Source organism: Dietzia sp. CH92 (genome assembly GCF_032248695.1).
Taxonomy (GTDB): Bacteria; Actinomycetota; Actinomycetes; order Mycobacteriales; family Mycobacteriaceae; genus Dietzia.
The window spans coordinates 100759-121261 of the sequence record NZ_JAVHXC010000006.1 but is presented as its reverse complement, the minus strand read 5'-3'; the positions used below and the strand labels follow the sequence as shown (position 1 = coordinate 121261).

Below are 20503 nucleotides of genomic sequence, written 5' to 3'. Positions count from 1 at the left end.
AAAACCGCCTTCTCAGCCGCGCGGGAGGCCGAGGAGTCGCTCGGCGATGATGTTCTTCTGGACCTCGTTGGTGCCCGCGTATATGGGCCCGGCGAGGGCGAACAGGTAGCCGTCCATCCACTGCTCACCGGCGAGCTCGCCGGAGGTGTCGAGGACGTCCAGGGCGGTCTCGTGGGTCGCGATGTCCCAGTCCGACCAGAAGACCTTGTTGATCGAGGACTCGAAGCCGAGGTTGGCGCCGCCCGTGAGCTTGGTGACCGTGTTCCATGTGCTCAGCTCGTAGGCGCGGGAGCCGATCCACGCGTCCACCACGCGGTCGGCCAGGCCGCCGCGGGTGCGGTCGTCGAGCTCGGCCTCGCGGGAGTCCCACAGTTCGAGCAGCCGGTCGGTGGTGGCCAGGAACCGCCCGGGGGAGCGCAGCGAGAGGCCGCGCTCGTTGTTGGCGGTGGACATGGCCACCTTCCAGCCCTGGTTGACCTCGCCGATCACGCCGGACTCGGCGGGGTTCGCCGGGTCGTCGGGGACGAAGACGTCCTCGAGGAACAGTTCCGCGAACCCGGGCAGCCCGTCCAGCTGGTCGATCGGGCGTACCGTGACGCCCTCGGACCGCAGGTCGAACATGAAGTAGGTCAGGCCCTTGTGGCGGGGCTCGTCGGGGTCGGTGCGGAACAGGCCGAAGCCCTTGTCGGCGAACGAGGCGCGGGTCGACCACACCTTCTGGCCGTTGAGGACCCAGCCGCCGTCGACCTTCTTCGCGGTGGAGCGCAGCGACGCCAGGTCGGACCCGGCCTCCGGCTCGGACCACGCCTGGGCCCAGATGTCGTCGGCGCGGGCCATGCGCGGCATGATGTGCGCGAGCTGCTCGGGGGAGGCGTGGTCGAACAGGGTCGGGGCCAGCAGGAAGATGCCGTTCTGGCTCACCCGCAGCGGGGCGCCGGCGCGGAAGTACTCCTCCTCGAACACCACCCAGTTCACCAGTCCGCAGTCGCGGCCCCCGTACTCTTCCGGCCAGGAGACGACCGACATGCGGGCGTCGGCCATCTTCCGCTCCCACTCGCGGTGGGCCTCGAAGCCCTCGGCGGTGTCCATGTGCGGCAGCGGCTCGGACGGCACGTTCTCGGCCAGCCACTGCCGGACCTCGAGGCGGAACTCCTGCGTCGAGGCGTCCAGATCCAGATCCACGGTGTCAGCCTTCCTTCTTCTCGGACGCGGTGCCCGTCGTCCCGGTGTTGGCGCTGTCGCGCATGGAGCGGGCGTCCATCCCGCCCAGCGACGCGGAGAACGAGTCGGTGTCGTCCGGCTCGGCGTTGGCGGAGTGCGCGAACATGTGCCAGCCGAACGCGGTGTCCAGCGAGGTCTGCAGCCCCATCTGGTCTTCGTTGGTGTTGATCACCTTCTTGGCGAGGGTGAGCCCGAAGGCGGGCATCGCCTTGATCTCGCCCGCGATCTCGTCGACCTTGGCCTGCAGCTCGTCGCGCGGGACGACGTGGTTGAGCATGCCCCACTCGAGCGCCTCGGCCGCGCCGAACCTGCGACCGGTGTAGAGGATCTCCTTCGCGCGGCGGGGGCCGAGCACGAAGGCGTGGGCGAAGTACTCGACGCCGGGGATGCCCATCTTCACGACGGGGTCGGAGAAGAAGGCGTCGTCGGCGGCCACGATGAAGTCGCAGACCCAGGCGAGCATGAGCCCGCCGGCGATGCAGGCGCCGTGCACCTGGGCGATCATCGGCTTGGGGATCTCCCGCCAGCGGCGGCACATCTGGACGTAGACCTCGGTCTCCCGGGCCATGCGTCGGTCGCCGCCGCCGCGGGTGGTGTGCTCCCACCAGATGGCGGCGCGGTTGGTGTACTGCACGTGGTGGTCGCGTTCGGGCGTGCCGATGTCGTGGCCGGCCGAGAAGTGCTTGCCGGCCGCGCGCAGGACGATCACCTTGACGGAGTCGTCCTCCACCGCCTTGATGAACGCGTTGTCCAGCGAGTACGTCATCACCGAGTTCTGCGCGTTGCGGAAGTCGGGGCGGTTGAGCGTGACGTACGCGGTGCCGTCGGAGACCTCGTAGGCCACCGGCTGCGTGTCCGGTCCGAGGTCGTCGACCCCGAGGACCGGAGGGATGGGTGCATCGGTCATGACCTGCAACTCTCCTTACCTAGCAAGTGCTTGGTTGGTACTGTACCGGACCCCGGTCAAACCCCGTAGCCGCCGTCGTTCAGACGCCGTATCCGCCGTCCACGTCGAGCTTCTGGCCCGAGATGAACCCCGCGCGGTCCGAGGCGAGGAACGCCACGGCCTCGGCGATGTCCTCCGCCGTGCCGAAGCGGCGCAGCGGGATGTTGGACCGGGTGACCTCCAGCGCCCGCTCGTCCAGGTCGCCCGAGCCGATGAGCCGGGACGCCATCCCGTCGGTGAGCATCCCCGGGCCCACGCAGTTCACGCGCACCCCGAAGCGCCCCTCCTCGGCCGCCAGGCCCCGCACGAGCTGCTCGACCGCGCCCTTGGGAGCCGCGGACAGGCCGTCGCGCACCGGGTAGCGGGTGGTGGCGGCGGTGGTGACGACGACGACGTTGCCCGCCACCGCGCGCAGGTGCGCCAGCGCGGGGCGCACGATCGCGAAGAATCCCCCCGCGTCGTCGTCGAGCTGACGCCGGAGCTCGGCCGGCGAGACCCGCGACAGGTGGACCATGGGCACGTGCGGACCGGCGCAGTGGACCACCACACGGATTCCGCCGTGCCGGGCGGCGATCCCGTCGATCAGGTGCGCGACCTCGTCGTCGTCCCCCTCGTCGCGGGGGACCAGGCGCGCGCACTCCACGGCCCGGGGCGTTCCCGGGCCCTGAGCGGCGAGTTCCGCCGCGAGCGCGGCCGGCTCGGTCGAGCGGTACCCCAGCACCACGGGCGCGTCGGGGAACTCGGCGGCCAGGCGTCGGGCGACGGCCGCCCCGATCCCGCCCGACGCGCCCGTCACCACCACGGCGCCGCCGTCGCGCCGACCCGCCGGGGCGCTCATCGCAACTCGGTCTTGAGGATCTTGCCCGAGGCGTTGCGCGGCAGGGACTCGACGAACTCCACCGACCGGGGGCGCTTGAAGTTCGCCAGGTGCTCCCTACAGAAGTCCAACACGTCCTGCTCGGTGAGGTCCGAGCCCTCACGGCGGACGAGGAACGCCTTGCCGACCTCGCCCATCCGCTCGTCCGGCACGCCGATGACGGCCGACTCCACCACACCGTCCAGGCGCGCGAGCGTCTGCTCGATCTCCGCCGGGTACACGTTGAACCCGCCGTTGATGTACATGTCCTTGAGCCGGTCGGTGATGCGCAGGTTGCCGGCCGCGTCGATCTCGCCGACGTCGCCGGTGTGCAGCCAGCCGTCCGGGTCGATGGTCTTGGCGGTGTTCTCCGGATCGTCGAGGTAGCCCTGCATGACCATCTCGCCGCGGGTGAGGATCTCGCCGTGCTCGCCGATGCGGATCTCCATCCCGGGGTAGGCCCGACCGCACGTGGTGGAGACCGTGACGTCGTCGTCGCCCGTGCGGGTGGTGGTGATGAAGCCCATCGTCTCGGTCTGGCCGTACGCGGTGATCACCGTCTCCAGGCCCAGGTCGGACTGCATGCGCTCGACGAGCACCACCGGCACGACCGACGCGCCCGTGACGGCCACGCGCAGCGACGACAGGTCGTACTCGCCGCGGGCGGGGTCGTCGAGCAGCGTCTGGAAGATCGTCGGCGCGCCCGTGAGGACGGTGACCTTCTCGGACTGGATCAGGCGCATCGTCTCCGTGGTCGAGTACACCGACAGCGGGACGATCGTGACCCCGAACAGGATGCACGGCAGGAAGCCGGCCTTGTAGCCGAAGCTGTGGAAGAACGGGTTGACGATGAGGTAACCGTCCCGATCGGTCAGCCCGTTGTTGCCGCCCCACGCGCGCGAGCCCGCGACGGTCTGGCGGTGCAGGGCGACGACGCCCTTGCTCTTGCCCGTGGTGCCGGAGGTGAACAGGATGTCCGCGACGTCCTCGCCCGTCACCGCGTCCGCGCGCGCGTCCGCCTCGGCGAGCAGTTCCGCGGTGGCCAGCGCCCGGAGGTCGTCGAAGTCCACCACGTCCACGCCCCCGGCGGTGCCCGCGCCCACGGGGACCGTGTCGCCGGCGTCGAGGGGGATGCGCACGATCGTCCGCAGCGAGGTCGCCCCGGCGAGCGGGCGGTCGGCGGCCCCGGCGGCCCCGTCGGCCCCGTCGGCCCCGGCCGCGTCGGCGAGGTCGGCGATCCGCTCGGAGCCGAGGAACGCGCCCGCGACCACGGCCGCGACGGCCCCGGTGCGCTGGATGATCTCGAGCGTCTCGCTGCCGGTGTACCGGGTGTTGGCCGGCACCATGGTGGCGCCCGCGAACTGCACGCCCAGCGCCGCGACCACCCAGTGCCGGGTGTTGGGCGCCCAGATGACGACCCGATCGCCGGGAGTGACCCCGCGCGCGACGAGCCCCGCGGCGAACCGGCGCACCTCGTCGAGCAGCTGCGACCACGTCCACCGGGTGTCCTGGCCCGGCTGGACGTCGGCGATCGCCTCGCGCTCCGGCCACGTCTCGGCGGCCCGGCGCAGGGCGGCGGGCGTGCTCTCGACAGGAGGGGTCTCGGCTGGCGTGGTCTCGACGGTGGCGGTCATCGCGGACTCCTCGGTGGGCTGCGGGTGTGGCGCGGGCAACCCTACCAAGCAAGTGCTTGGTACGGGTGTCCGGCACGGTCCGCGGGGCGCGGTCGCTAGTACTTCAGCGCTCCGCGGTCGACGGTGAGCTGGACGCCGGAGACGGACCGCGATCCGTCGCCGGCGAGGTAGGCGACCACCTCGGAGACCTCCTCGGGCGGCATGAAGTCTGAGAGCGTGCTCGCACCCTCCACTCGGGTGTCCTTCAGCGGCATCGGAGAGAAACTGTGGAGGAACGAGGGGAACCGGCCGAAGAGCTCACCCATCGCCCCGGGGTCGATCATCGGGGTGTCGACCGAGTAGGGGTGGATCGAGTTCACGCGGATGCCGTACTCGCCCACCTCGAGCGCGAGGGCGTTGGTCAGTGCCACCAGTCCCGCCTTGGAGGCCGAGTAGTGCCCGTTGCCGGGCGTGGCCTTGAGTCCCGCGGACGAGCTGACGACGATGATCGAGCCCCCGTTGCCCGCCTCGATCATCGCGGGCACGGCCGCGCGGATCGTCCGCCACGTGCCGCTGAGGTTGACGCCGATGACCGTGTCCCAGTCGTCCTCCGGCATCTCCCACAGCCGGCCCCAACTGAGAACGGCGGCGTTGGCGACCAGGACGTCCAGCCGGCCGAAGGTGTCGATCGTGCGGGAGACCAGGTCCTGCAGCGCGGCGAGGTTCCGGATGTCGAGGACCGCCGAGATCGCGCGGCGACCCGTCGCCTCCACCAGGCGGACCGTCTCCGCCAGGTCGTCCGGCGTGGGCGCGGGGTAGGTGGCGGCGGCGGAGACCGGCGCGCAGACATCGGCGACGACGACGTCGGCGCCCTCCGAGGCGAGCCGGACGGCATGGGCCCGGCCCTGGGCGCGGGCGGCCCCCGTGATGAACGCGACTCTGCCCGCGAGGGGACTGGAGGATGAGCTCATGTCGATATCCAACTCGACGTCGCCCGGAGGGGAGGGCGGTTCCGGCGAACCAAGCAAGTGCTTGGTAGTGTGACGGCATGACCGAGAGCACGGCATCCGAGAAGGGCACGCCCGCGGCGGAGATGACCGACGACGAATTCGCCGCGGAGTTCCGCGACTGGCTGGACGCCAATCTCGTGGGCGAGTTCGCCGAGATCAAGGGGGTCGGCGGCCCGGGGAGCGAGCACGAGTTCTTCCCCCAGCGCCTGGCCTGGGAGCGGCACATGGCGGCCGCCGGCTGGACCTGCGTGGGCTGGCCCGTCGAGTACGGCGGGCGCGGCGCGTCGCTGAGTCAACAGGTGCGCTTCCACGAGGAGTACGCCAAGGCCGACGCCCCGGCCCGGGTCTCCCACCTCGGTGAGACCCTGCTCGGCCCCACCCTCATCGCCCACGGCACCCAGGAGCAGAAGGACCGCTTCCTGCCGAGGATCATCGACGTCACCGAGCTGTGGGCCCAGGGCTACTCCGAGCCGGGTGCCGGCTCCGACCTCGCGAACGTCGCCACCACCGCCGAACTGCGCGAGGACGGCAAGTGGCACATCAACGGCCAGAAGGTGTGGACCTCGCTCGCGCACCTGAGCCAGTGGGCGTTCGTGGTGGCCCGCACCGAGGAGGGGACGAGCCGCCACAAGGGGCTGAGCTTCCTACTGGTCCCGCTCGACCAGCCCGGCGTGGAGATCCGGCCCATCCAGCAGCTCACCGGCACCTCCGAGTTCAACGAGGTGTTCTTCGACGACGCCGTCACCGACGCCGAGATGATCGTGGGGGAGCGGGGCGAGGGCTGGAAGGTCGCCATGACCCTGCTCGAGTTCGAGCGCGGCGTGTCCACGCTCGGCCAGCAGGTCGGCTTCGCCCGCGAACTCGAGCAGATCACCGAGATGGCCCGCGCCAACGGCAGCGCCGACGTGCCCGCCGTGCGCGAGCGCATCACCCGCGCCTGGATCGGCCTCAAGGTGATCCGCGCCCACGCCCTGCGCACCCTCGCCGAGCGCGACGCCACCGGCGGCAACGCCTCCGCGGCCAAGCTGCTGTGGGCCAACTGGCACCGCGACCTCGGCGAACTCGCCATGCAGGTCCAGGGAGCCGAGTCGCTCACCGGGCCCACCCACACCTCCGAGGGCGCCCCCAACGACCTGCGTGATCCGGAGAACGTGGAGCTCGCGCTGTGGCAGCGCCTCTTCCTGTTCACCCGCTCCGACACCATCTACGGCGGATCCAACGAGATCCAGCGCAACATCATCTCCGAGCGCGTGCTCGGACTACCCCGAGAGGCCAGGCCGTCATGACCCAGCACAAGTCCCCCCTCGCAGTGGTTCCCGAGGAGACCCCCGGCCACGGGCTGCTCAAGGGCAAGAAGGTCGTCGTCACGGCCGCCGCCGGCACCGGCATCGGCTTCTCGGCCGCCCGCCGCGCCGCGCTCGAGGGCGCCGACGTGCTGGTCTCCGACTTCCACGAGCGGCGCATGAACGAGGCCCGCGACGCGCTCGCCGCCGAGTTCCCCGGCCAGCAGTTCGAGGCCATCACCTGCAACGTGCAGTCCACCTCCGACGTCGACGCGCTGATCGCCGGTGCCGCGGAGAAGCTGGGCCGGATCGACGTGCTCATCAACAACGCCGGACTCGGCGGCGAGACCGAACTCGTCGACATGACCGACGAGGACTGGGACCGTGTCCTCGACATCACCCTGAACGGCACCTTCCGCGCGACGCGCGCGGCGCTGCGGTACTTCCGCGACGCGGAGCACAACGGCGTGATCGTCAACAACGCCTCGGTGCTGGGCTGGCGCGCGCAGCGGGCGCAGGCCCACTACGCCGCGGCCAAGGCCGGCGTCATGGCGCTGACCCGCTGCTCCGCCATCGAGGGTGCCGACTACGGGGTGCGGATCAACGCCATCGCCCCGTCGATCGCGCGCCACAAGTTCCTCGAGAAGTCCGCCTCAGCGGAACTGCTCGACGAGCTCGCCGCCAAGGAGGCCTTCGGGCGGGCCGCCGACGTGTGGGAGGTCGCCGCGACCATCGCCATGCTCGCCAGCGACTACACCACGTACCTCACCGGGGAGGTCGTCTCCATCTCCTCGCAGCGCGCCTGACGGGACCCCGCCGCGCATCCGGCCGGGTGACCAGGGCCGCCTGATCCGTCAGGCGGCCCTGATCTTGTCCGCCTGCCGGGCGAACACCTCGAGGGCCGTGGCCCGGGCGTCCTCCGGGACCGGGCCCGCCGCGTGGCTGGCCGTGACCGAGACGGCGAGTCCCCGGACGACCCCGGTGATCATGAGGTTCGAGGTCGAGACCGTCTGCCCCATCATGTCCACGGAGCTGTCCTGCAGCACCGCCGCGAAGTCCTCGACCCCCTCGGGAGCCCCCACGTCGAGCAGCGAGTTCCGCGTCTCGGTCACCAACTCCTCGCCCTGCAGCGGGAACGCCACCGACATCACCGGACAGTCCTCGACCTGCCGTGCCCGCTCGGCCAGTCCGTCGGTCGCCCGCGACACCGCCACCGCGTAGGAGACCTCGCCGACCTGACCGCCCTGGATGGCGATCGACCCCGGCTCGGACCGGGCCGCCGCCGCGTCCGCGTTGACCTCCGCGCACCGCTCCGGCTCGACCCGGACCTCCGCCGTCAACGCGCCGATCGCGTCCAGCCCGCCCGCGATCTGATCGGCGGGCACGGGCTGCAGGTTCCACTCCGGCGCGTCCTCGGCGGTGAGGACGAGCTGGTCCACCGACCCGGCGGGCGGGGCCGATCCCGGGTCCGCCGACCCGGCCGGTTCCGCGGGCGCGGCCGCTGCGGACGTGGTCGTGGTGACGCCCTCGTCGTCGTCGCCGCCGTCGATCGTGCACGCACCCGCCGTGAGCGCGAGGCACAGGGCTCCCGACGCGGCGAGCGCGCGCGGGAACGGGGAGCGGGGCCGGGGCGACGAGGCGGGCGACATGCGGCGGAGTCTAACGGCGGCGCCCGTGCGGGCGGCGCGCAACGATAGCCGGAGTCGTCCCGGCCGTCGCGACCCCTGAGGATATGCTGAGCGCGACCACCGTGGTCCACCAGAGGAGATGAAAAATGCCTGACATCAGCGGTTCGCTCGCGGGGGTAGCCGGGGACCTGTGGGGCTCCGTCGGCGGCATGGTGCCGCCCGGATCCCTCGGAGACGCGATCGGCGGCGTCCTCAAGCTGCCCGCCGCCCTGCTCTACGGACTGGCCAACCTGTTCTGGGGCTTCGGCTCCGCCGCCCCCGCCACCCCCCTCATCTGACCGGACGGAGATCCCCCCATGCTCAGCGGCTCCCTTCACCAGCTCCACGAGACGATCGACGGATCCGTCGACGGTCTCACCGCCGGCCTGCCCACCGATCCGGTCAGCCGGTTCGTCGCCGGGGTGCTCAACATCCCCGGTGTGATCGTCGCGACCATCGAGTTCATCGCGCTCGGCTTCAACTCCTGAGGTCGCCGGCGCCCACGCGCCGACGTCGGGCCCCGGGGGAGAGCGTCTCCCCGGGGGCCCGGCGGGTTCAGAGGGAGGTCGGCCACGGGCCCACGAGGGCGAAGATCGACCTAACAAGTGCTTGGTTGGTATCGTGGGGGAATGACCAGCACGACCAGACGTGAGGAGCTCCTGTCCATCGCGGCAGGGCTGTTCGCCGAACGCGGCCTGCGCGCGACCACCGTCCGCGACATCGCCGACGCAGCGGGCATCCTCTCGGGGAGTCTGTACCACCACTTCGCCTCCAAGGAGGCGATCGTCGACGAGATCCTGCGCGGATTCCTCGACGCGCTCTTCGGCGAGTACCGCAGGATCGTCGACTCCGGCCTCGGCCCCCGCGAGACCCTGGAAGCGCTGGTCCGTGCCTCGTTCGAGGCCATCCACCGCGACCGCGACGAGGTGGCCATCTACCAGGACGAGCTCAAACACCTCCGCGGCAACCCGCGGTTCGACTACCTCCGCGAGCGCAACACCGAGTTCCGCGAGATGTGGACCGACGTCCTCCGGCGCGGGATGGACTCCGGCGACTTCCGCCGCGATCTCGACGTCCGGCTGACCTACCGCTTCCTGCGCGACACCGTGTGGGTCGCCGTCCGCTGGTACCGGCCCGACGACGACAACGACCACGCGGCGATCGCCGACCAGTACCTCAACATCGTGCTCGACGGCCTCACCGTCGGCTGACCTTTCTCACCCACCCCGAGGAGACCCATGACCAGCGTGACCGGCCGCGAGGCCTACGTGATCGACGCCGTCCGCACCCCCGTCGGCAAGCGCGGCGGGAGCCTGTCCGGGCAGCACCCCGCCGACCTCGGTGCCCACGTGATCAAGTCCGTCGTCGAGCGCACCGGGATCGACCCCGAGGTCGTCGACGACGTCATCTTCGGCTGCGTCGACACGATCGGCCCCCAGGCCGGCAACATCGCCCGCTCCGCCTGGCTCGCCGCCGGGATGCCGCTGGGCGTGCCCGGCACGACCGTCGACCGCCAGTGTGGCTCCAGCCAGCAGGCCATCCACTTCGGCGCCCAGGCCATCTGGTCCGGCACCCAGGACGTGATCCTGTTCGGCGGTGTCCAGAACATGAGCGCCTTGCCCATCTCCTCCGCCATGCTCGCCGGCCGCGAGTACGGCTTCGACGACCCCTTCACCGGGTCCACCGGCTGGGTGGAGCGCTTCGGCTCGCAGGAGATCTCCCAGTTCAACGGCGCCCAGATGATGGCCGACAAGTGGGACATCTCGCGCGAGGAGATGGAGAAGTGGGCCCTGCAGTCGCACGAGCGCGCCCGCGCCGCGATCGCCGCCGGCCGCTTCGCCAACGAGTACGTCCCGCTCGCGGGCCTGGAGGCCGACGAGACCACCCGCGAGACCACCCTCGAGAAGATGGCCTCCCTGCCGGTGCTGGCGGAGGGCGGCTCGCTCACCGCCGCGGTCGCCTCCCAGATCTGCGACGGCGCCTCCGCCGGCCTGCTCGCCTCCGCCGAGGCCGTGGAGAAGTACGGCCTGACGCCCCGCGCGCGTATCCACCACCTCACCGTCCGCGGTGACGACCCGGTGATGATGCTCTCCGCGCCCATCCCCGCCACCAAGTGGGCCCTGGAGAAGACCGGCCTGACGATCGACGACATCGACGTGGTGGAGATCAACGAGGCGTTCGCCCCCGTCGTCCTGGCCTGGATCAAGGAGACCGGCGCCGACCCGGCCCGCGTCAACCCCAACGGCGGCGGCATCGCCCTGGGTCACCCGCTCGGCGCCACCGGCGCCAAGCTGTTCGCCACGATGCTCAACGAGCTCGAGCGCACGGGCGGCCGCTACGGCCTGCAGACCATGTGCGAGGGCGGCGGCACCGCCAACGTCACCATCATCGAGCGTCTGGACTCCTGACCGCTCCACGGACAGGAGAAGGGCCCCGCACCGGCTGGTGCGGGGCCCTTTTCCGTCGCGCCGGCGAGGCCGGGCCCGGGTCCGTCAGGAACCGAGGCCGTTGAGGGAACCGGTGGTGCCGCCGCCCTGGGCGGGAGCGGGCGCGACCCCGGTGCTCCCACCCGCACTGCCGGCGAAGGCGTCCAGCGGCCCGCCGACCACGGCCGGGAACAGGTGCGGCTCGGCCGGGCCGTTGTTGCTCAGGCAGATCACGGCGAGGGCGTAGACGTTGGACGGCACGTTCTCCGCGACGAGCCGGCCCGGCTGACCGGGCAGCGTCATGGGGAGGGTGAAGATGCCGGGCACGCCCGGGCCGCGCAGCGCCACGACGTCACCGCGGTTGCCGAGGGTCCGGATGATCGCCATGAGATCGCCGCCCCCGGCGATGGCCGCGCCGGCCACGTCCGCGCCCGCGGCGGGCGGGACGAGCATGCCGAGGCACGTCTGGCCCGGCAGCGGCTGGGTGATGTCCACGACGACCTGGTTGCCGAACACGTGCGGCACGGGGACCGCGGCGCTCGCGGCGCCGGCGCCCGCGACCGTGAGGCCCGCGGCCATGCCGACGGCGGCGAGTCCGGCGGCGGTCTTCCTGGCGAAACTCATGGAGGCTCCTTCGGTGGGGGGATGTGGGCTCGACCACTATGTCGATATTCCCTTACGGCGCGTTACGTGCCACCGCAGAAGCAGCTGAGACGACGACGCCCGGCCGGGGCGGGCCCGGCCGGGCGACGGGGTGCGCGGTTCGCCGCGCTAGAGATCAGTTCTCGGTCTCGCCCAGCGCGGACGACAGGGTGCCCAGGTCGAGCGCACCCTCCGTGTCGCCGCCGCCGAGGACGGAGGACAGGGTGTCGAGGCCGGCGCCCTCGCCGGAGCTCATGGCGCCGAGGCTTCCGGTGATGACCTCGATGGGGTCGCCGACCATCTGGGTGGTGATGGACGGGTCGCTGGGAGCGGAGGCGCACACCGAGATCAGGGCGTAGAGCCCGGCCGGGACGTCGGAGGCGGAGACGGAAGCCTCCTCTTTGACGATGGGGGTGAGCGTGGCAATCGGGGTGCTCACCAGCCCGCCCGTGCGGAGAAGCGTGACGCCGTCGCGGGAGGCGAGGCTGGTGAAGATGTCCTCCAGGTCGCCCCCGGTGAAGGCGCCTGCGAGTTCGGCGGCGGCCTGCGGCTCGACGAGCGCGGCTCCGCACAAGTCGCCGAGCACCGCGCCCTCCTCGAGTGCGAACGTGACCGACACGGTGGTGCCGTCCTTCCCCGGGGTGGCGGTGGTCGCGAACGCCGCACCGGCGCCGGCGACGGTCAGGGCGGCGGTGGCGCCGAGGACGGCGGCGGCGCGGACGGCGGTACGGGCAGAAGTCATGGGGTTCCTCCGAGGGGGATGGGGAGCGGGCCCGCGCGTGCGGGGCAGCTCTCAGGTTATCCCAAGGAATACCTCATGTTAAGGGTCCTCCCGGAAATGCCGGACGCACCCGCCGGCCGGTGCGGCCGTGCGGGTGCGTCGGTGGGGACGGTCGAACGGGGAGTCAGCCCAGGGCGCGGAGCGCGGCGAGGCGCTCGTGGGCCTGATTCATGATCCGCTGGATCAGCTCGTCGCAGCTCGGGAGGTCGTCGATCATTCCCACGACCTGCCCGGATGCGAGCACGCCCGCGTCGGTGTTGCCCTCGACCAGACCGGCCTTGAGCAGCATCGGGGTGTTGGCGGCCATGACGATCTGCTGCCACGTGCGGTCGGAGGCCTTCTTCATGTTGAGGCCGTCCTTGGCGAGCTGCTGCCACTTCATGCCCGTCATGGACTTGAACTTGTTGGCGTTCTGCACCGCCGCGGTCAGCCCCTTGAGGGGGCTACCGGACTCGAGCGCGTTGACCAGGCCGGTCCGCAGCACGCGGTGCGGCATGCCGTCGACACGGGTGGAGACCACGGTGTCCTGCAGGCCCTTCTCGAGGTACTGCTTCTTCACCGCGTCCGGCACCTGCGAGTCGCTGGTCAGCAGGAACCGCGTGCCCATCGCGACGCCCGCGGCGCCGTACGACAGTGCGGCGACGAGGCCGCGGCCGTCGAAGAACCCGCCGCCGGCCACGACCGGGATGGAGGTGTTCCCGGCGCCGCCGAGCGCGTCGATCACGCTGGGGAGCAGGAGGGTGGTGGCGACCTGCCCGGTGTGACCGCCGCCCTCACCACCCTGGACGATGACCGCGTCGGCGCCCCAGGAGGCGACCTTGACGGCGTGCTTCGCGGCCCCGATGGAGGGGACGACGACGAGGCCGTTCTCCTTGAGTCGCGCGATCAGTTCCGGCTTGGGCGCGAGGGCGAACGACGCGACCTTCACCCCGTGCCGGATCATGAGCTCGCACCGCTCGGTGGCGTCCTCCGCATCCGCCCGGAGATTGACACCGAACGGCTTGGAGGTGAGCTTCTTGGTCCGCACGATGGCGTCCTCGAGCTCGGCGTAGGTCATCGTCGCCGAGGCGATGATGCCCAGGCCTCCCGCATTGGCGGTCGCGGCGGTCAGCTCGGGTCCGGAGACCCATCCCATACCCGTCTGGACGATCGGGTACTCGACTCCGACGAGCTCGGTGAAGGCGGTGGAGATGGTCGGGGCGCTCACGCGGCCGGCACCTCACGGTCGCGGAACCCGCGGGGGTCCAGCACCTCGCGGATGATGCGCAACTCCTCGGCCGAGGGGTCGCGGGTGACCGCGGCGTCGGCGAGACCCTCGATCTCGAAGCCGGTGTTCTCGGCGACCTCGTCGGCGGTCACGCCCGGGTGCAGGCTCAGCGCCCGCATGCTGTGGTCGGTACCGCCGAAGTCGAACACGCCGAGGTTGGAGACCACCCGGTGGATGTGGTGGTAGCGGAACGCCGGGTCGCCCTCGGTGTAGCGGTCGTAGCCGATGCCGCAGACCACGTCGACCTTCTCGGTGAACACTCGCGAGGAGTGCTTGCCGACCCAGTAGCTCGTGGCGTGGTTGATCGTGTTGCCGGGGGCTCCGCGCAGTCCGAACATCTGTCGGGTCGGCTTCTGCACGTCGTCGCCGAACGCGGAGAGGTTCTGGTTCCCGAACCGGTCGATCTGGTTGGCGCCCATCACGACGTGGCGGGTGCCGGCCTGCAGGACGTCGAAGACGCGGGGGAACGGGATGTACCCCTCGAAGTCGATGGTCTTGCCCAGCGGCGGGGTCTGACCGAGGAAGCGGTACTCGCCGTCGGTGATGAGCAGGTCGGGCTCGGTGGTGAGCCGGGCCAGACGCGCGCCGATGGTGGCCATCGGCGTCATGGGGGAGGCGAAGATCTCGCCGGCGCCGGCGAAGATCTCAGCGCACGCGACAGCGCAGTACTCGGCCCTGGTGGCGGACTGGGTGGTGACGTCGGACATCACTTGGCTCCCTTCTCGGCGGCCTTCTCGGCAGCGGCCTTCTCCGCGAACGCGGTGACGGCCTTCTGGTAGTCCTCCTCGGACCCGGACAGGAACTCGTCGACGAACGCCTTCCACGAGTCCTCGTCCTTGGCGGACGCGGCGTAGTGCTTCTGGAAGGCCTCGTCGCGGCCGTAGCCGCCGGCGAACGTGAAGTGGGCGCCGTTGGGGGCCTCGGAGACAGTGTCGACGAACATCCGGCTGATGAGCATGCGCTGCGGGCCGACCTCGTTCATCAGCTCATCGGCGGAGTCGACGATCTCGTCGGCCTCGAGCAGGACCGTGTCGGCGGCCATGGCGTAGAGGTCGTCGAAGTACCCGTCCGCGCCGGTGAACGCGGCGTTGCCGTGCTTGTCGGCCTTGTCGAGGTGGATCAGGGCCGCGTCCATGCGCAGGGCCGGCATCGCGACCAGCGTCTCGGTCTTGCCGTCCACCGGGTAGGGCGAGTCGACGGTCTTGAGCTCGTCGCCCCAGAAGCGGACGACGTCGGAGCCGAGACCGGCGCGGGTGGGCAGGAACGGCAGGCGCTGGGCGGCGGCGGTGAGGCCGGCGCGGACCATGCCCTCGTCCATCTCGCGGGCCACGATCGCACCCTCGGTGCGGCGCTTGGCGAACCACGGGTCGTAGAACGGCGCGGAGTCCAGGGTCACGAAGCCGTAGTAGGCCTTGGAGACCTTGCCGGCCGAGCACAGCAGACCGAGGTCCGGGCCGCCATAGGTGACCACGGTGAGGTCGGTGAGATCCTCACGCCGCAGGATGGCGCGGACGAGTGCCATCGGCTTACGCCGCGAGCCCCATCCACCGATTCCGATGGTCATGCCGCTCTCGAGGCGCGACACGGCCTCGTCGAGACTGGTGCGCTTGTCGCGCGGGGTGGGGGTCGTCGTCACTTGTTCTCGCCCGTCCTCTCGGTTCGGTTGTCTCGCTTGTCCAGGTTCTTCCCGGTCTTGACGAACTCGTCACGATGCTCGTCGGCCACGCCGGCGAGGTTGAGTTCGAAGGTGAAGCCCTGCTCCATGCGGTACGAGGACTTCACGTCGACCGGGTCGATGTGGTTGATGGCTTCCTTGGCCGCCCGGATCACCCGGGTGTCCTTGGCGGCGATGGCCTCCGCCAGGTCGCGCGCGGCGGCGTCGAGCTGGTCGCGCGGCACGACGTCGTAGACCGTGCCCCACGAGTGCAGCTGCTGCGCGGTCACGTTGCGGGAGGTGTAGTACAGGGTGCGCAGCATGTGCGGGGGCACCATGCGCGACAGGTGGGTGGCGGCGCCGAGCGCGCCCCGGTCGACCTCCGGGAGGCCGAAGACGGCGTCGTCGGAGGCGACGATGCAGTCGGCATTGCCCACCAGGCCGATCCCGCCGCCGACGCAGAAGCCGTTGACGGCGGCGATCACGGGGACCGCGCACTCGTAGACGGCGTTGAACGCCACGTAGCAGCCGCGGTTGGCGGCGAGCAGGTGGTCGAATCCCTCGAAGTCCTGCATCTCCTTGATGTCGACGCCCGCGTTGAACCCGCGGCCCTCGGCCCGCAGGATCACCACGTGCACCTCGGGGTCGCGCCCCGCGGCGAGGATCTGCTCACCGAGTTCGAACCATCCCGCCGAGGGGATGGCGTTGACAGGGGGGTAGTCGACCGTGACGGTGGCTATCCCGTCCGCGCCCTTGTCGACGTTGATGCCCATGGAGCTCCCTTCGCGCGCCACCGCCGTCCGTGACTGCGCAGTGACTAACCAAATGCTTGCTTGGTAGGCTAGCACGCATGACGAACATCGATCTGGGTCTGGCGGGGAAGGTCGTCCTCGTCACGGGCGGCGTACGCGGCGTGGGTGCCGGCATCAGCACTGTCTTCCGGGAGGCCGGCGCCGTCGTCATCACGTGCGCCCGTCGTCCCGCCGAGGAGGGGTCTGATGTCGCCGACCTCGAGTTCCACTCCGTCGACCTCCGCGATGCCGACGCGGTCCGCACCATGGTGGACGAGATCGTCGAGCGCCACGGCCGACTCGACGTGGTCGTCAACAACGCCGGCGGCGCACCGTTCGCCCTGGCCGCCGACGCGAGCGCCAACTTCCACGCCAAGATCGTGGCCCTGAACCTCCTGTCGGCGCTGACCGTCGCGCAGGAGGCGAACCGGGTGATGCAGCCGACCGGCGGGTCGATCATCAACATCTCGTCCGTCTCCGGCCACCGGCCGTCGCCGGGCACCGCCTCGTACGGCGCGGCGAAGGCGGGTGTCGACTCGCTCACGCAGTCCCTCGCCGTGGAATGGGCCCCCGCGGTCCGGGTGAACTCGGTCGTGGTGGGTCCGGTCAAGACCGAGCTGGCCGAGATGCACTACGGGGACGCCGAGGGGGTCGCCGCCGTCGACGCGACGATCCCGATGGGCCGGATGGCCGAGCCGCGGGACGTCGGCCGGGCCGCCGCGTTCCTGGCGTCGCCGCTCGCCGCTTACATCACGGGCGCGGAACTGCTGGTCCACGGGGGCGGCGAGAAGCCGGCCTTCCTGTCGGCGTCCACGGCCGACAACAAGCACTGATCGCTCCGGCTCCGCCGGGCGACCACAACCGCACGCACACTGAACAAGGAGACTGACATGGGAATCTGCGACGGACGCGTCGTCATCGTCACCGGCGCCGGCCGGGGCATCGGCCGGGAGCACGCGCTCGCCTTCGCGGCCGAGGGAGCCAAGGTCGTGGTCAACGATCTCGGCGCCGGCCTCGACGGGTCGAACGTCGGGGAGTCCCCGGCCGAGCAGGTCGTGGCGGAGATCAAGGCCGCCGGCGGCGACGCCGTGGTCAACGGCAACGACATCTCCTCGTGGGAGGGGGCCCGCGAGCTCGTCCAGCAGGCGATCGACACGTTCGGCGGGCTGGACGTGTTGGTGAACAACGCGGGCTTCCTGCGGGACAAGATGCTCGTCGGGATGAGCGAGAGCGACTGGGACAACGTCATCACCGTCCACCTCAAGGGGCACTACGCGCCGCTGCGTCACGCCGCCGAGTACTGGCGGGCCGAGTCCAAGGCCGGGCGGCCGCGTCAGGCTCGCGTCATCAACACCTCGTCGGGTGCGGGTCTGTTCGGGTCGGTCGGCCAGGGCAACTACGCGACCGCCAAGGCCGGCATCGCGCTGCTGACCATCCAGACCGCGGCCGAGATGAAGGGCTACGGGGTCACCGCCAACGCGATCGCCCCGTCCGCCCGCACGCGGATGACGACCTCGGCCGGCGAGGCCATGGCCGCGCAGATGGCGGCTCCCGAGGACGGGTCGTTCGACGTCATGGACCCGGCCAACATCTCGCCGCTGGTGGTGTGGCTCGGCTCGGAGGAGTCGGCCGAGGTGACCGGCCGTGTCTTCGAGGTCGAGGGCGGCAAGGTCACCGTCTGCGACGGGTGGCAGCGCGCGGCGTCCGAGGACAAGGGCGCGAAGTGGGATCCGGCTGAGCTCGGGGCGGTCGTCCCGCGCCTGCTGACGGAGTCGCCCACGCCGGTCCCGGTCTACGGCGCCCGCTGATCCCTAACCGGTAGCGCCCCGGACACGGAGGAGCCCCGCACCGTGGTGGTGCGGGGCTCCTTCGTATGGTCACCGGCCTCCGGTGGGGAGGTCGGCTCGGTTCAGTTGACGCAGCGCTGCGCGTCCGCGGATCCGAGCGCGGCCAGCTGGTCGACCTGCGCCGAGGGCAGGTCGCAGAGGGTCGGCAGCGGCGGGAGGGCGACGCCCCCGGTCGCGGCGGCGGTGGCGATGGCGGCGCCGCCGCCGGCCACGGCGGTCACCGCGAGGACGGGCAGGAGGCTACCGCCCGATTCCATAGAGGCCGCGGTTCCCAGGGTGGACCCGAGGTTCGTGGACGTGGTGCCCTGCGTGGAGCCGTTCTCCAGCGATCCCGTGAACGCGGTGAGCGACCCGTTGACCGAGGTCAGCTCCTGGACCGAACCGAGGAGCACGCCGGCGCCGCCACCGGCCGAGCCGTTGATGGTGTCCGAGCTCTGCCCGGTCGATCCGCCGTTGCCCGAGACCGAGCCGGAGATGTCGTCGATCGATCCCGCGATCTCGGGCAGCACGCCGCCCTCGGCGATGGAGCCGATGATCGGCGACAGTGCACCGCCGTCGGTGATGGACCCGCCCACGGGCTCCGTGATCTCGTTGGCAGAGCCGTTGGTCAGCGAGCCCTGCAGGCCCTTGCCGACGAGCACGGCGGAGCCGCCGATGCCCTCGGTGGACCCGTCCGGGAACTCGGCCGACAGGGCCGGCAGCTCGGCGGAGCCACCCAGCAGGTTGAGCTCGGTGGACAGCGGCTCCATGCCGATAGAGCTGACGAGGGGCGCCATGTCCGTCGACCCCATACCGGTGGACCCGGTCACGGGAGCCAGATCCGACGAGCCTCCGAGGAGGTTGGTGGACAGCGGCGCCATCTCGTCCGAGCCCACGGTGAACAGCTCGGTCGACAGCGGGGCCATGTCGGCGGAGCCGACGGGCGCGAGCTCGGCCGAACCGCCGAGGAGCTCGGTGGACAGCGGCGCCATCTCGTCCGAGCCCACGGTGAACAGCTCGGTCGACAGCGGGGTCATCTCGGTCGAGCCGATGGTGAACAGCTCGGTCGACAGCGGGGCCATGTCGGCGGAGCCGACGGGCGCGAGCTCGGCCGAACCGCCGAGGAGCTCGGTGGACAGCGGAGCCGACGGGCGCGAGCTCGGCCGAACCGCCGAGGAGCTCAGCGGGGTCATCTCGGTCGAGCCGATGGTGAACAGCTCGGTCGACAGCGGGGCCATGTCGGCGGAGCCGCCGGGCGCGAGCTCGGCCGAACCGCCGAGGAGCGCGGTGGACAGCGGCGCCATCTCGTCCGAGCCCACGGTGAACAACTCGGTCGACAGCGGGGCCATGTCCTCGGAGCCGGTGTTGATGAGATCGAAGGACAGGACCAGCGGCGTGGTGGCCGTGGAACCGCCGATGAGATCCACCGACAGGGCGAGCGGGGTCTCGGCGGTCGAGCCGGTGGTGATGAGATCCATGGACAGGGGAGTGCTGGCCGTCGAGCCACCGACCAGCTCGGTGGACAGCGGGGCCATGTCGGTCGAGCCGGTCTGGAAGAGGTCCGTGGACAGCGGGGCCATGTCGGTCGAGCCCACGTCGAGCAGATCGACGGACAGCGCGAGCGGGGTCTCCGCGACGGAGCCACCGACCAGCTCGGTGGACAGCGGGGCCATGTCGGTCGAGCCGGTCTGGAAGAGGTCCGTGGACAGCGGGGCCATGTCGGTCGAGCCCACGTCGAGCAGATCGACGGACAGCGCGAGCGGGGTCTCCGCGACGGAGCCACCGACCAGCTCGGTGGACAGCGGGGCCATGTCGGTCGAGCCCACGTCGAGCAGATCGACGGACCGCGCGAGCGGGGTCTCCGCGACGGAGCCACCGACCAGCTCGGTGGACCGCGGGGCCATGTCGGTCGAACCGGTCTGGAAGAGGTCCGTGGACAGCGGGGCCATATCTGTGGAGCCGATGTCACCGACGACCTCGGCGGACAGGGTGAGGTTGCTGAGCGAACCCTCCAGGCCCGGCAGCTGGGCGGAGCCGGCGAGCGGCTCGGTGCTGAGCGCGGGCAGATCGGAGGACCCGCCCAGGAGCTCGGTCGACCCCGGGGCGGTGGCAGACCCGCCGAGGGGCTCGCTGCTGAGCGCGGGCAGGTCGGAGGATCCGGCGAGCGGATTGAGAGCTGACGAGCCGGGGATCTCGGAGGAACCCGGGATGAGTCCGCCGGGGACGTCGGACGACCCACCGAGGGGGTTCAGGCCGGCCGAGTCGGTGGGGAGCCCGCCCCCCGCGGAGCCGGACTGGAGGAGCTCACCGAGCATGTTGGTGACGCTGGCGGAGTCGATGATCTGCGCGTTGGCGACGCCGCTCGTGCCGGCCGCGGCCAGCACCACGGATGCCGCGACCGCGGCAACCTTGGTGGACTTGTTCATAAAATACCCTTCCCCTGAGAGTCGCCCGCTGACGCCGCGCGTTGAGCGGGCATACGCGCAGGTCTTGTGCGTTTCCGGAGATTAGAATCCCTTA

21 protein-coding genes are annotated in these 20503 nt (G+C 71.1%); 8 read left to right on the top strand and 13 right to left on the bottom strand.

What is annotated here, in order from left to right:
* Nucleotides 1–12: 12 nt before the first annotated feature.
* From RWK90_RS13345 to RWK90_RS13325, 5 genes are all read right to left on the bottom strand, one after another.
* Nucleotides 13–1182 (bottom strand): acyl-CoA dehydrogenase family protein, encoded by a 1170-nt coding sequence (locus RWK90_RS13345; protein ID WP_314038109.1) that lies wholly within the window; start codon nt 1180–1182, stop codon nt 13–15.
* 4 nt (nt 1183–1186) lie between these two features.
* Nucleotides 1187–2128, bottom strand: coding sequence for an enoyl-CoA hydratase (locus RWK90_RS13340; protein ID WP_314038108.1), 942 nt, complete (start codon nt 2126–2128; stop codon nt 1187–1189).
* 79 nt (nt 2129–2207) lie between these two features.
* A complete protein-coding gene (locus tag RWK90_RS13335; RefSeq protein WP_314038107.1) occupies nt 2208–3005 on the bottom strand; it encodes an SDR family oxidoreductase in 798 nt (265 codons plus the stop codon).
* Entirely contained in the window at nt 3002–4657 is a 1656-nt protein-coding gene (locus RWK90_RS13330) for a FadD3 family acyl-CoA ligase (RefSeq protein WP_314038106.1), read from the bottom strand. Before RWK90_RS13330 ends, RWK90_RS13335 begins: the two co-directional genes overlap by 4 nt.
* Nucleotides 4658–4752: 95 nt before the next feature.
* Entirely contained in the window at nt 4753–5607 is an 855-nt protein-coding gene (locus RWK90_RS13325) for a mycofactocin-coupled SDR family oxidoreductase (RefSeq protein ID WP_314038105.1), read from the bottom strand.
* A 77-nt stretch (nt 5608–5684) separates the two neighbouring features.
* On the opposite strand from RWK90_RS13325, the gene RWK90_RS13320 reads away from it, so the two are divergent.
* The gene (locus RWK90_RS13320) at nt 5685–6932 is read left to right on the top strand and encodes an acyl-CoA dehydrogenase family protein (protein WP_314038104.1); all 1248 of its coding nucleotides are present in this window, start codon (nt 5685–5687) and stop codon (nt 6930–6932) included.
* The gene (locus tag RWK90_RS13315; protein WP_314038103.1) at nt 6929–7735 is read left to right on the top strand and encodes an SDR family oxidoreductase; all 807 of its coding nucleotides are present in this window, start codon (nt 6929–6931) and stop codon (nt 7733–7735) included. Before RWK90_RS13320 ends, RWK90_RS13315 begins: the two co-directional genes overlap by 4 nt.
* Before the next feature lie 48 nt (nt 7736–7783).
* On the opposite strand, the gene RWK90_RS13310 is transcribed toward RWK90_RS13315, so the two are convergent.
* Nucleotides 7784–8578, bottom strand: a complete 795-nt coding sequence (locus RWK90_RS13310; RefSeq protein WP_314038102.1) for a hypothetical protein — start codon at nt 8576–8578, stop codon at nt 7784–7786.
* Nucleotides 8579–8703: 125 nt separating this feature from the next.
* On the opposite strand from RWK90_RS13310, the gene RWK90_RS13305 reads away from it, so the two are divergent.
* The 4 genes from RWK90_RS13305 to RWK90_RS13290 all read left to right on the top strand — a co-directional run bounded on the left by RWK90_RS13305 (nt 8704) and on the right by RWK90_RS13290 (nt 11004).
* The gene (locus RWK90_RS13305) at nt 8704–8895 is read left to right on the top strand and encodes a hypothetical protein (RefSeq protein ID WP_314038101.1); all 192 of its coding nucleotides are present in this window, start codon (nt 8704–8706) and stop codon (nt 8893–8895) included.
* A gap of 18 nt (nt 8896–8913) precedes the next feature.
* The gene (locus RWK90_RS13300; protein WP_314038100.1) at nt 8914–9084 is read left to right on the top strand and encodes a hypothetical protein; all 171 of its coding nucleotides are present in this window, start codon (nt 8914–8916) and stop codon (nt 9082–9084) included.
* Between the two features lie 141 nt (nt 9085–9225).
* A complete protein-coding gene (locus RWK90_RS13295) occupies nt 9226–9807 on the top strand; it encodes a TetR/AcrR family transcriptional regulator (protein ID WP_314038099.1) in 582 nt (193 codons plus the stop codon).
* Nucleotides 9808–9834: 27 nt separating this feature from the next.
* The gene (locus tag RWK90_RS13290; RefSeq protein ID WP_314038098.1) at nt 9835–11004 is read left to right on the top strand and encodes an acetyl-CoA C-acetyltransferase; all 1170 of its coding nucleotides are present in this window, start codon (nt 9835–9837) and stop codon (nt 11002–11004) included.
* Between the two features lie 84 nt (nt 11005–11088).
* Here the strand turns inward: RWK90_RS13290 and RWK90_RS13285 are convergent, their stop codons facing one another.
* The 6 genes from RWK90_RS13285 to RWK90_RS13260 all read right to left on the bottom strand — a co-directional run bounded on the left by RWK90_RS13285 (nt 11089) and on the right by RWK90_RS13260 (nt 16139).
* Nucleotides 11089–11646, bottom strand: coding sequence for a hypothetical protein (locus RWK90_RS13285; RefSeq protein WP_314038097.1), 558 nt, complete (start codon nt 11644–11646; stop codon nt 11089–11091).
* Between the two features lie 154 nt (nt 11647–11800).
* Nucleotides 11801–12406 (bottom strand): hypothetical protein, encoded by a 606-nt coding sequence (locus tag RWK90_RS13280; RefSeq protein ID WP_314038096.1) that lies wholly within the window; start codon nt 12404–12406, stop codon nt 11801–11803.
* Between the two features lie 163 nt (nt 12407–12569).
* Nucleotides 12570–13652, bottom strand: coding sequence for a nitronate monooxygenase (locus RWK90_RS13275; RefSeq protein WP_314038095.1), 1083 nt, complete (start codon nt 13650–13652; stop codon nt 12570–12572).
* Nucleotides 13649–14419 carry a CoA-transferase subunit beta gene (locus RWK90_RS13270; RefSeq protein WP_108846657.1) on the bottom strand — a complete coding sequence of 257 codons (771 nt, stop codon included), beginning with the start codon at nt 14417–14419 and terminating at the stop codon, nt 13649–13651. The genes RWK90_RS13275 and RWK90_RS13270 overlap by 4 nt, the downstream gene beginning before the upstream one ends.
* Complete coding sequence (locus RWK90_RS13265) at nt 14419–15276, bottom strand: CoA transferase subunit A (RefSeq protein ID WP_396230344.1); 858 nt, start codon at nt 15274–15276, stop codon at nt 14419–14421. Before RWK90_RS13265 ends, RWK90_RS13270 begins: the two co-directional genes overlap by 1 nt.
* Before the next feature lie 68 nt (nt 15277–15344).
* Nucleotides 15345–16139 carry an enoyl-CoA hydratase family protein gene (locus tag RWK90_RS13260; protein WP_314038093.1) on the bottom strand — a complete coding sequence of 265 codons (795 nt, stop codon included), beginning with the start codon at nt 16137–16139 and terminating at the stop codon, nt 15345–15347.
* A 77-nt stretch (nt 16140–16216) separates the two neighbouring features.
* Between RWK90_RS13260 and RWK90_RS13255 the strand changes: the two genes are divergently transcribed.
* The gene (locus tag RWK90_RS13255) at nt 16217–16990 is read left to right on the top strand and encodes an SDR family oxidoreductase (RefSeq protein WP_314038092.1); all 774 of its coding nucleotides are present in this window, start codon (nt 16217–16219) and stop codon (nt 16988–16990) included.
* Between the two features lie 57 nt (nt 16991–17047).
* A complete protein-coding gene (locus RWK90_RS13250) occupies nt 17048–17965 on the top strand; it encodes an SDR family oxidoreductase (RefSeq protein ID WP_314038091.1) in 918 nt (305 codons plus the stop codon).
* 101 nt (nt 17966–18066) lie between these two features.
* Here RWK90_RS13250 and RWK90_RS13245 read toward each other — a convergent pair whose 3' ends face one another.
* Nucleotides 18067–20409, bottom strand: coding sequence for a hypothetical protein (locus tag RWK90_RS13245; protein ID WP_314038090.1), 2343 nt, complete (start codon nt 20407–20409; stop codon nt 18067–18069).
* Nucleotides 20410–20503: the final 94 nt, after the last annotated feature.

What these genes read in the sequence shown, in the direction of transcription:
- RWK90_RS13330 (WP_314038106.1), bottom strand. Translation starts at nt 4,657, where the DNA reads ATGACCGCCACCGTCGAGACCACGCCAGCCGAGACCCCTCCTGTCGAG.
- RWK90_RS13265 (WP_396230344.1), bottom strand. Translation starts at nt 15,276, where the DNA reads ATGACCATCGGAATCGGTGGATGGGGCTCGCGGCGTAAGCCGATGGCA.
- RWK90_RS13245 (WP_314038090.1), bottom strand. Translation starts at nt 20,409, where the DNA reads ATGAACAAGTCCACCAAGGTTGCCGCGGTCGCGGCATCCGTGGTGCTG.
- RWK90_RS13305 (WP_314038101.1), top strand. Translation starts at nt 8,704, where the DNA reads ATGCCTGACATCAGCGGTTCGCTCGCGGGGGTAGCCGGGGACCTGTGG.
- RWK90_RS13340 (WP_314038108.1), bottom strand. Translation starts at nt 2,128, where the DNA reads ATGACCGATGCACCCATCCCTCCGGTCCTCGGGGTCGACGACCTCGGA.
- RWK90_RS13255 (WP_314038092.1), top strand. Translation starts at nt 16,217, where the DNA reads ATGACGAACATCGATCTGGGTCTGGCGGGGAAGGTCGTCCTCGTCACG.
- RWK90_RS13300 (WP_314038100.1), top strand. Translation starts at nt 8,914, where the DNA reads ATGCTCAGCGGCTCCCTTCACCAGCTCCACGAGACGATCGACGGATCC.
- RWK90_RS13250 (WP_314038091.1), top strand. Translation starts at nt 17,048, where the DNA reads ATGGGAATCTGCGACGGACGCGTCGTCATCGTCACCGGCGCCGGCCGG.
- RWK90_RS13335 (WP_314038107.1), bottom strand. Translation starts at nt 3,005, where the DNA reads ATGAGCGCCCCGGCGGGTCGGCGCGACGGCGGCGCCGTGGTGGTGACG.
- RWK90_RS13270 (WP_108846657.1), bottom strand. Translation starts at nt 14,419, where the DNA reads ATGTCCGACGTCACCACCCAGTCCGCCACCAGGGCCGAGTACTGCGCT.
- RWK90_RS13280 (WP_314038096.1), bottom strand. Translation starts at nt 12,406, where the DNA reads ATGACTTCTGCCCGTACCGCCGTCCGCGCCGCCGCCGTCCTCGGCGCC.
- RWK90_RS13325 (WP_314038105.1), bottom strand. Translation starts at nt 5,607, where the DNA reads ATGAGCTCATCCTCCAGTCCCCTCGCGGGCAGAGTCGCGTTCATCACG.
- RWK90_RS13315 (WP_314038103.1), top strand. Translation starts at nt 6,929, where the DNA reads ATGACCCAGCACAAGTCCCCCCTCGCAGTGGTTCCCGAGGAGACCCCC.
- RWK90_RS13260 (WP_314038093.1), bottom strand. Translation starts at nt 16,139, where the DNA reads ATGGGCATCAACGTCGACAAGGGCGCGGACGGGATAGCCACCGTCACG.
- RWK90_RS13295 (WP_314038099.1), top strand. Translation starts at nt 9,226, where the DNA reads ATGACCAGCACGACCAGACGTGAGGAGCTCCTGTCCATCGCGGCAGGG.
- RWK90_RS13290 (WP_314038098.1), top strand. Translation starts at nt 9,835, where the DNA reads ATGACCAGCGTGACCGGCCGCGAGGCCTACGTGATCGACGCCGTCCGC.
- RWK90_RS13310 (WP_314038102.1), bottom strand. Translation starts at nt 8,578, where the DNA reads ATGTCGCCCGCCTCGTCGCCCCGGCCCCGCTCCCCGTTCCCGCGCGCG.
- RWK90_RS13285 (WP_314038097.1), bottom strand. Translation starts at nt 11,646, where the DNA reads ATGAGTTTCGCCAGGAAGACCGCCGCCGGACTCGCCGCCGTCGGCATG.
- RWK90_RS13320 (WP_314038104.1), top strand. Translation starts at nt 5,685, where the DNA reads ATGACCGAGAGCACGGCATCCGAGAAGGGCACGCCCGCGGCGGAGATG.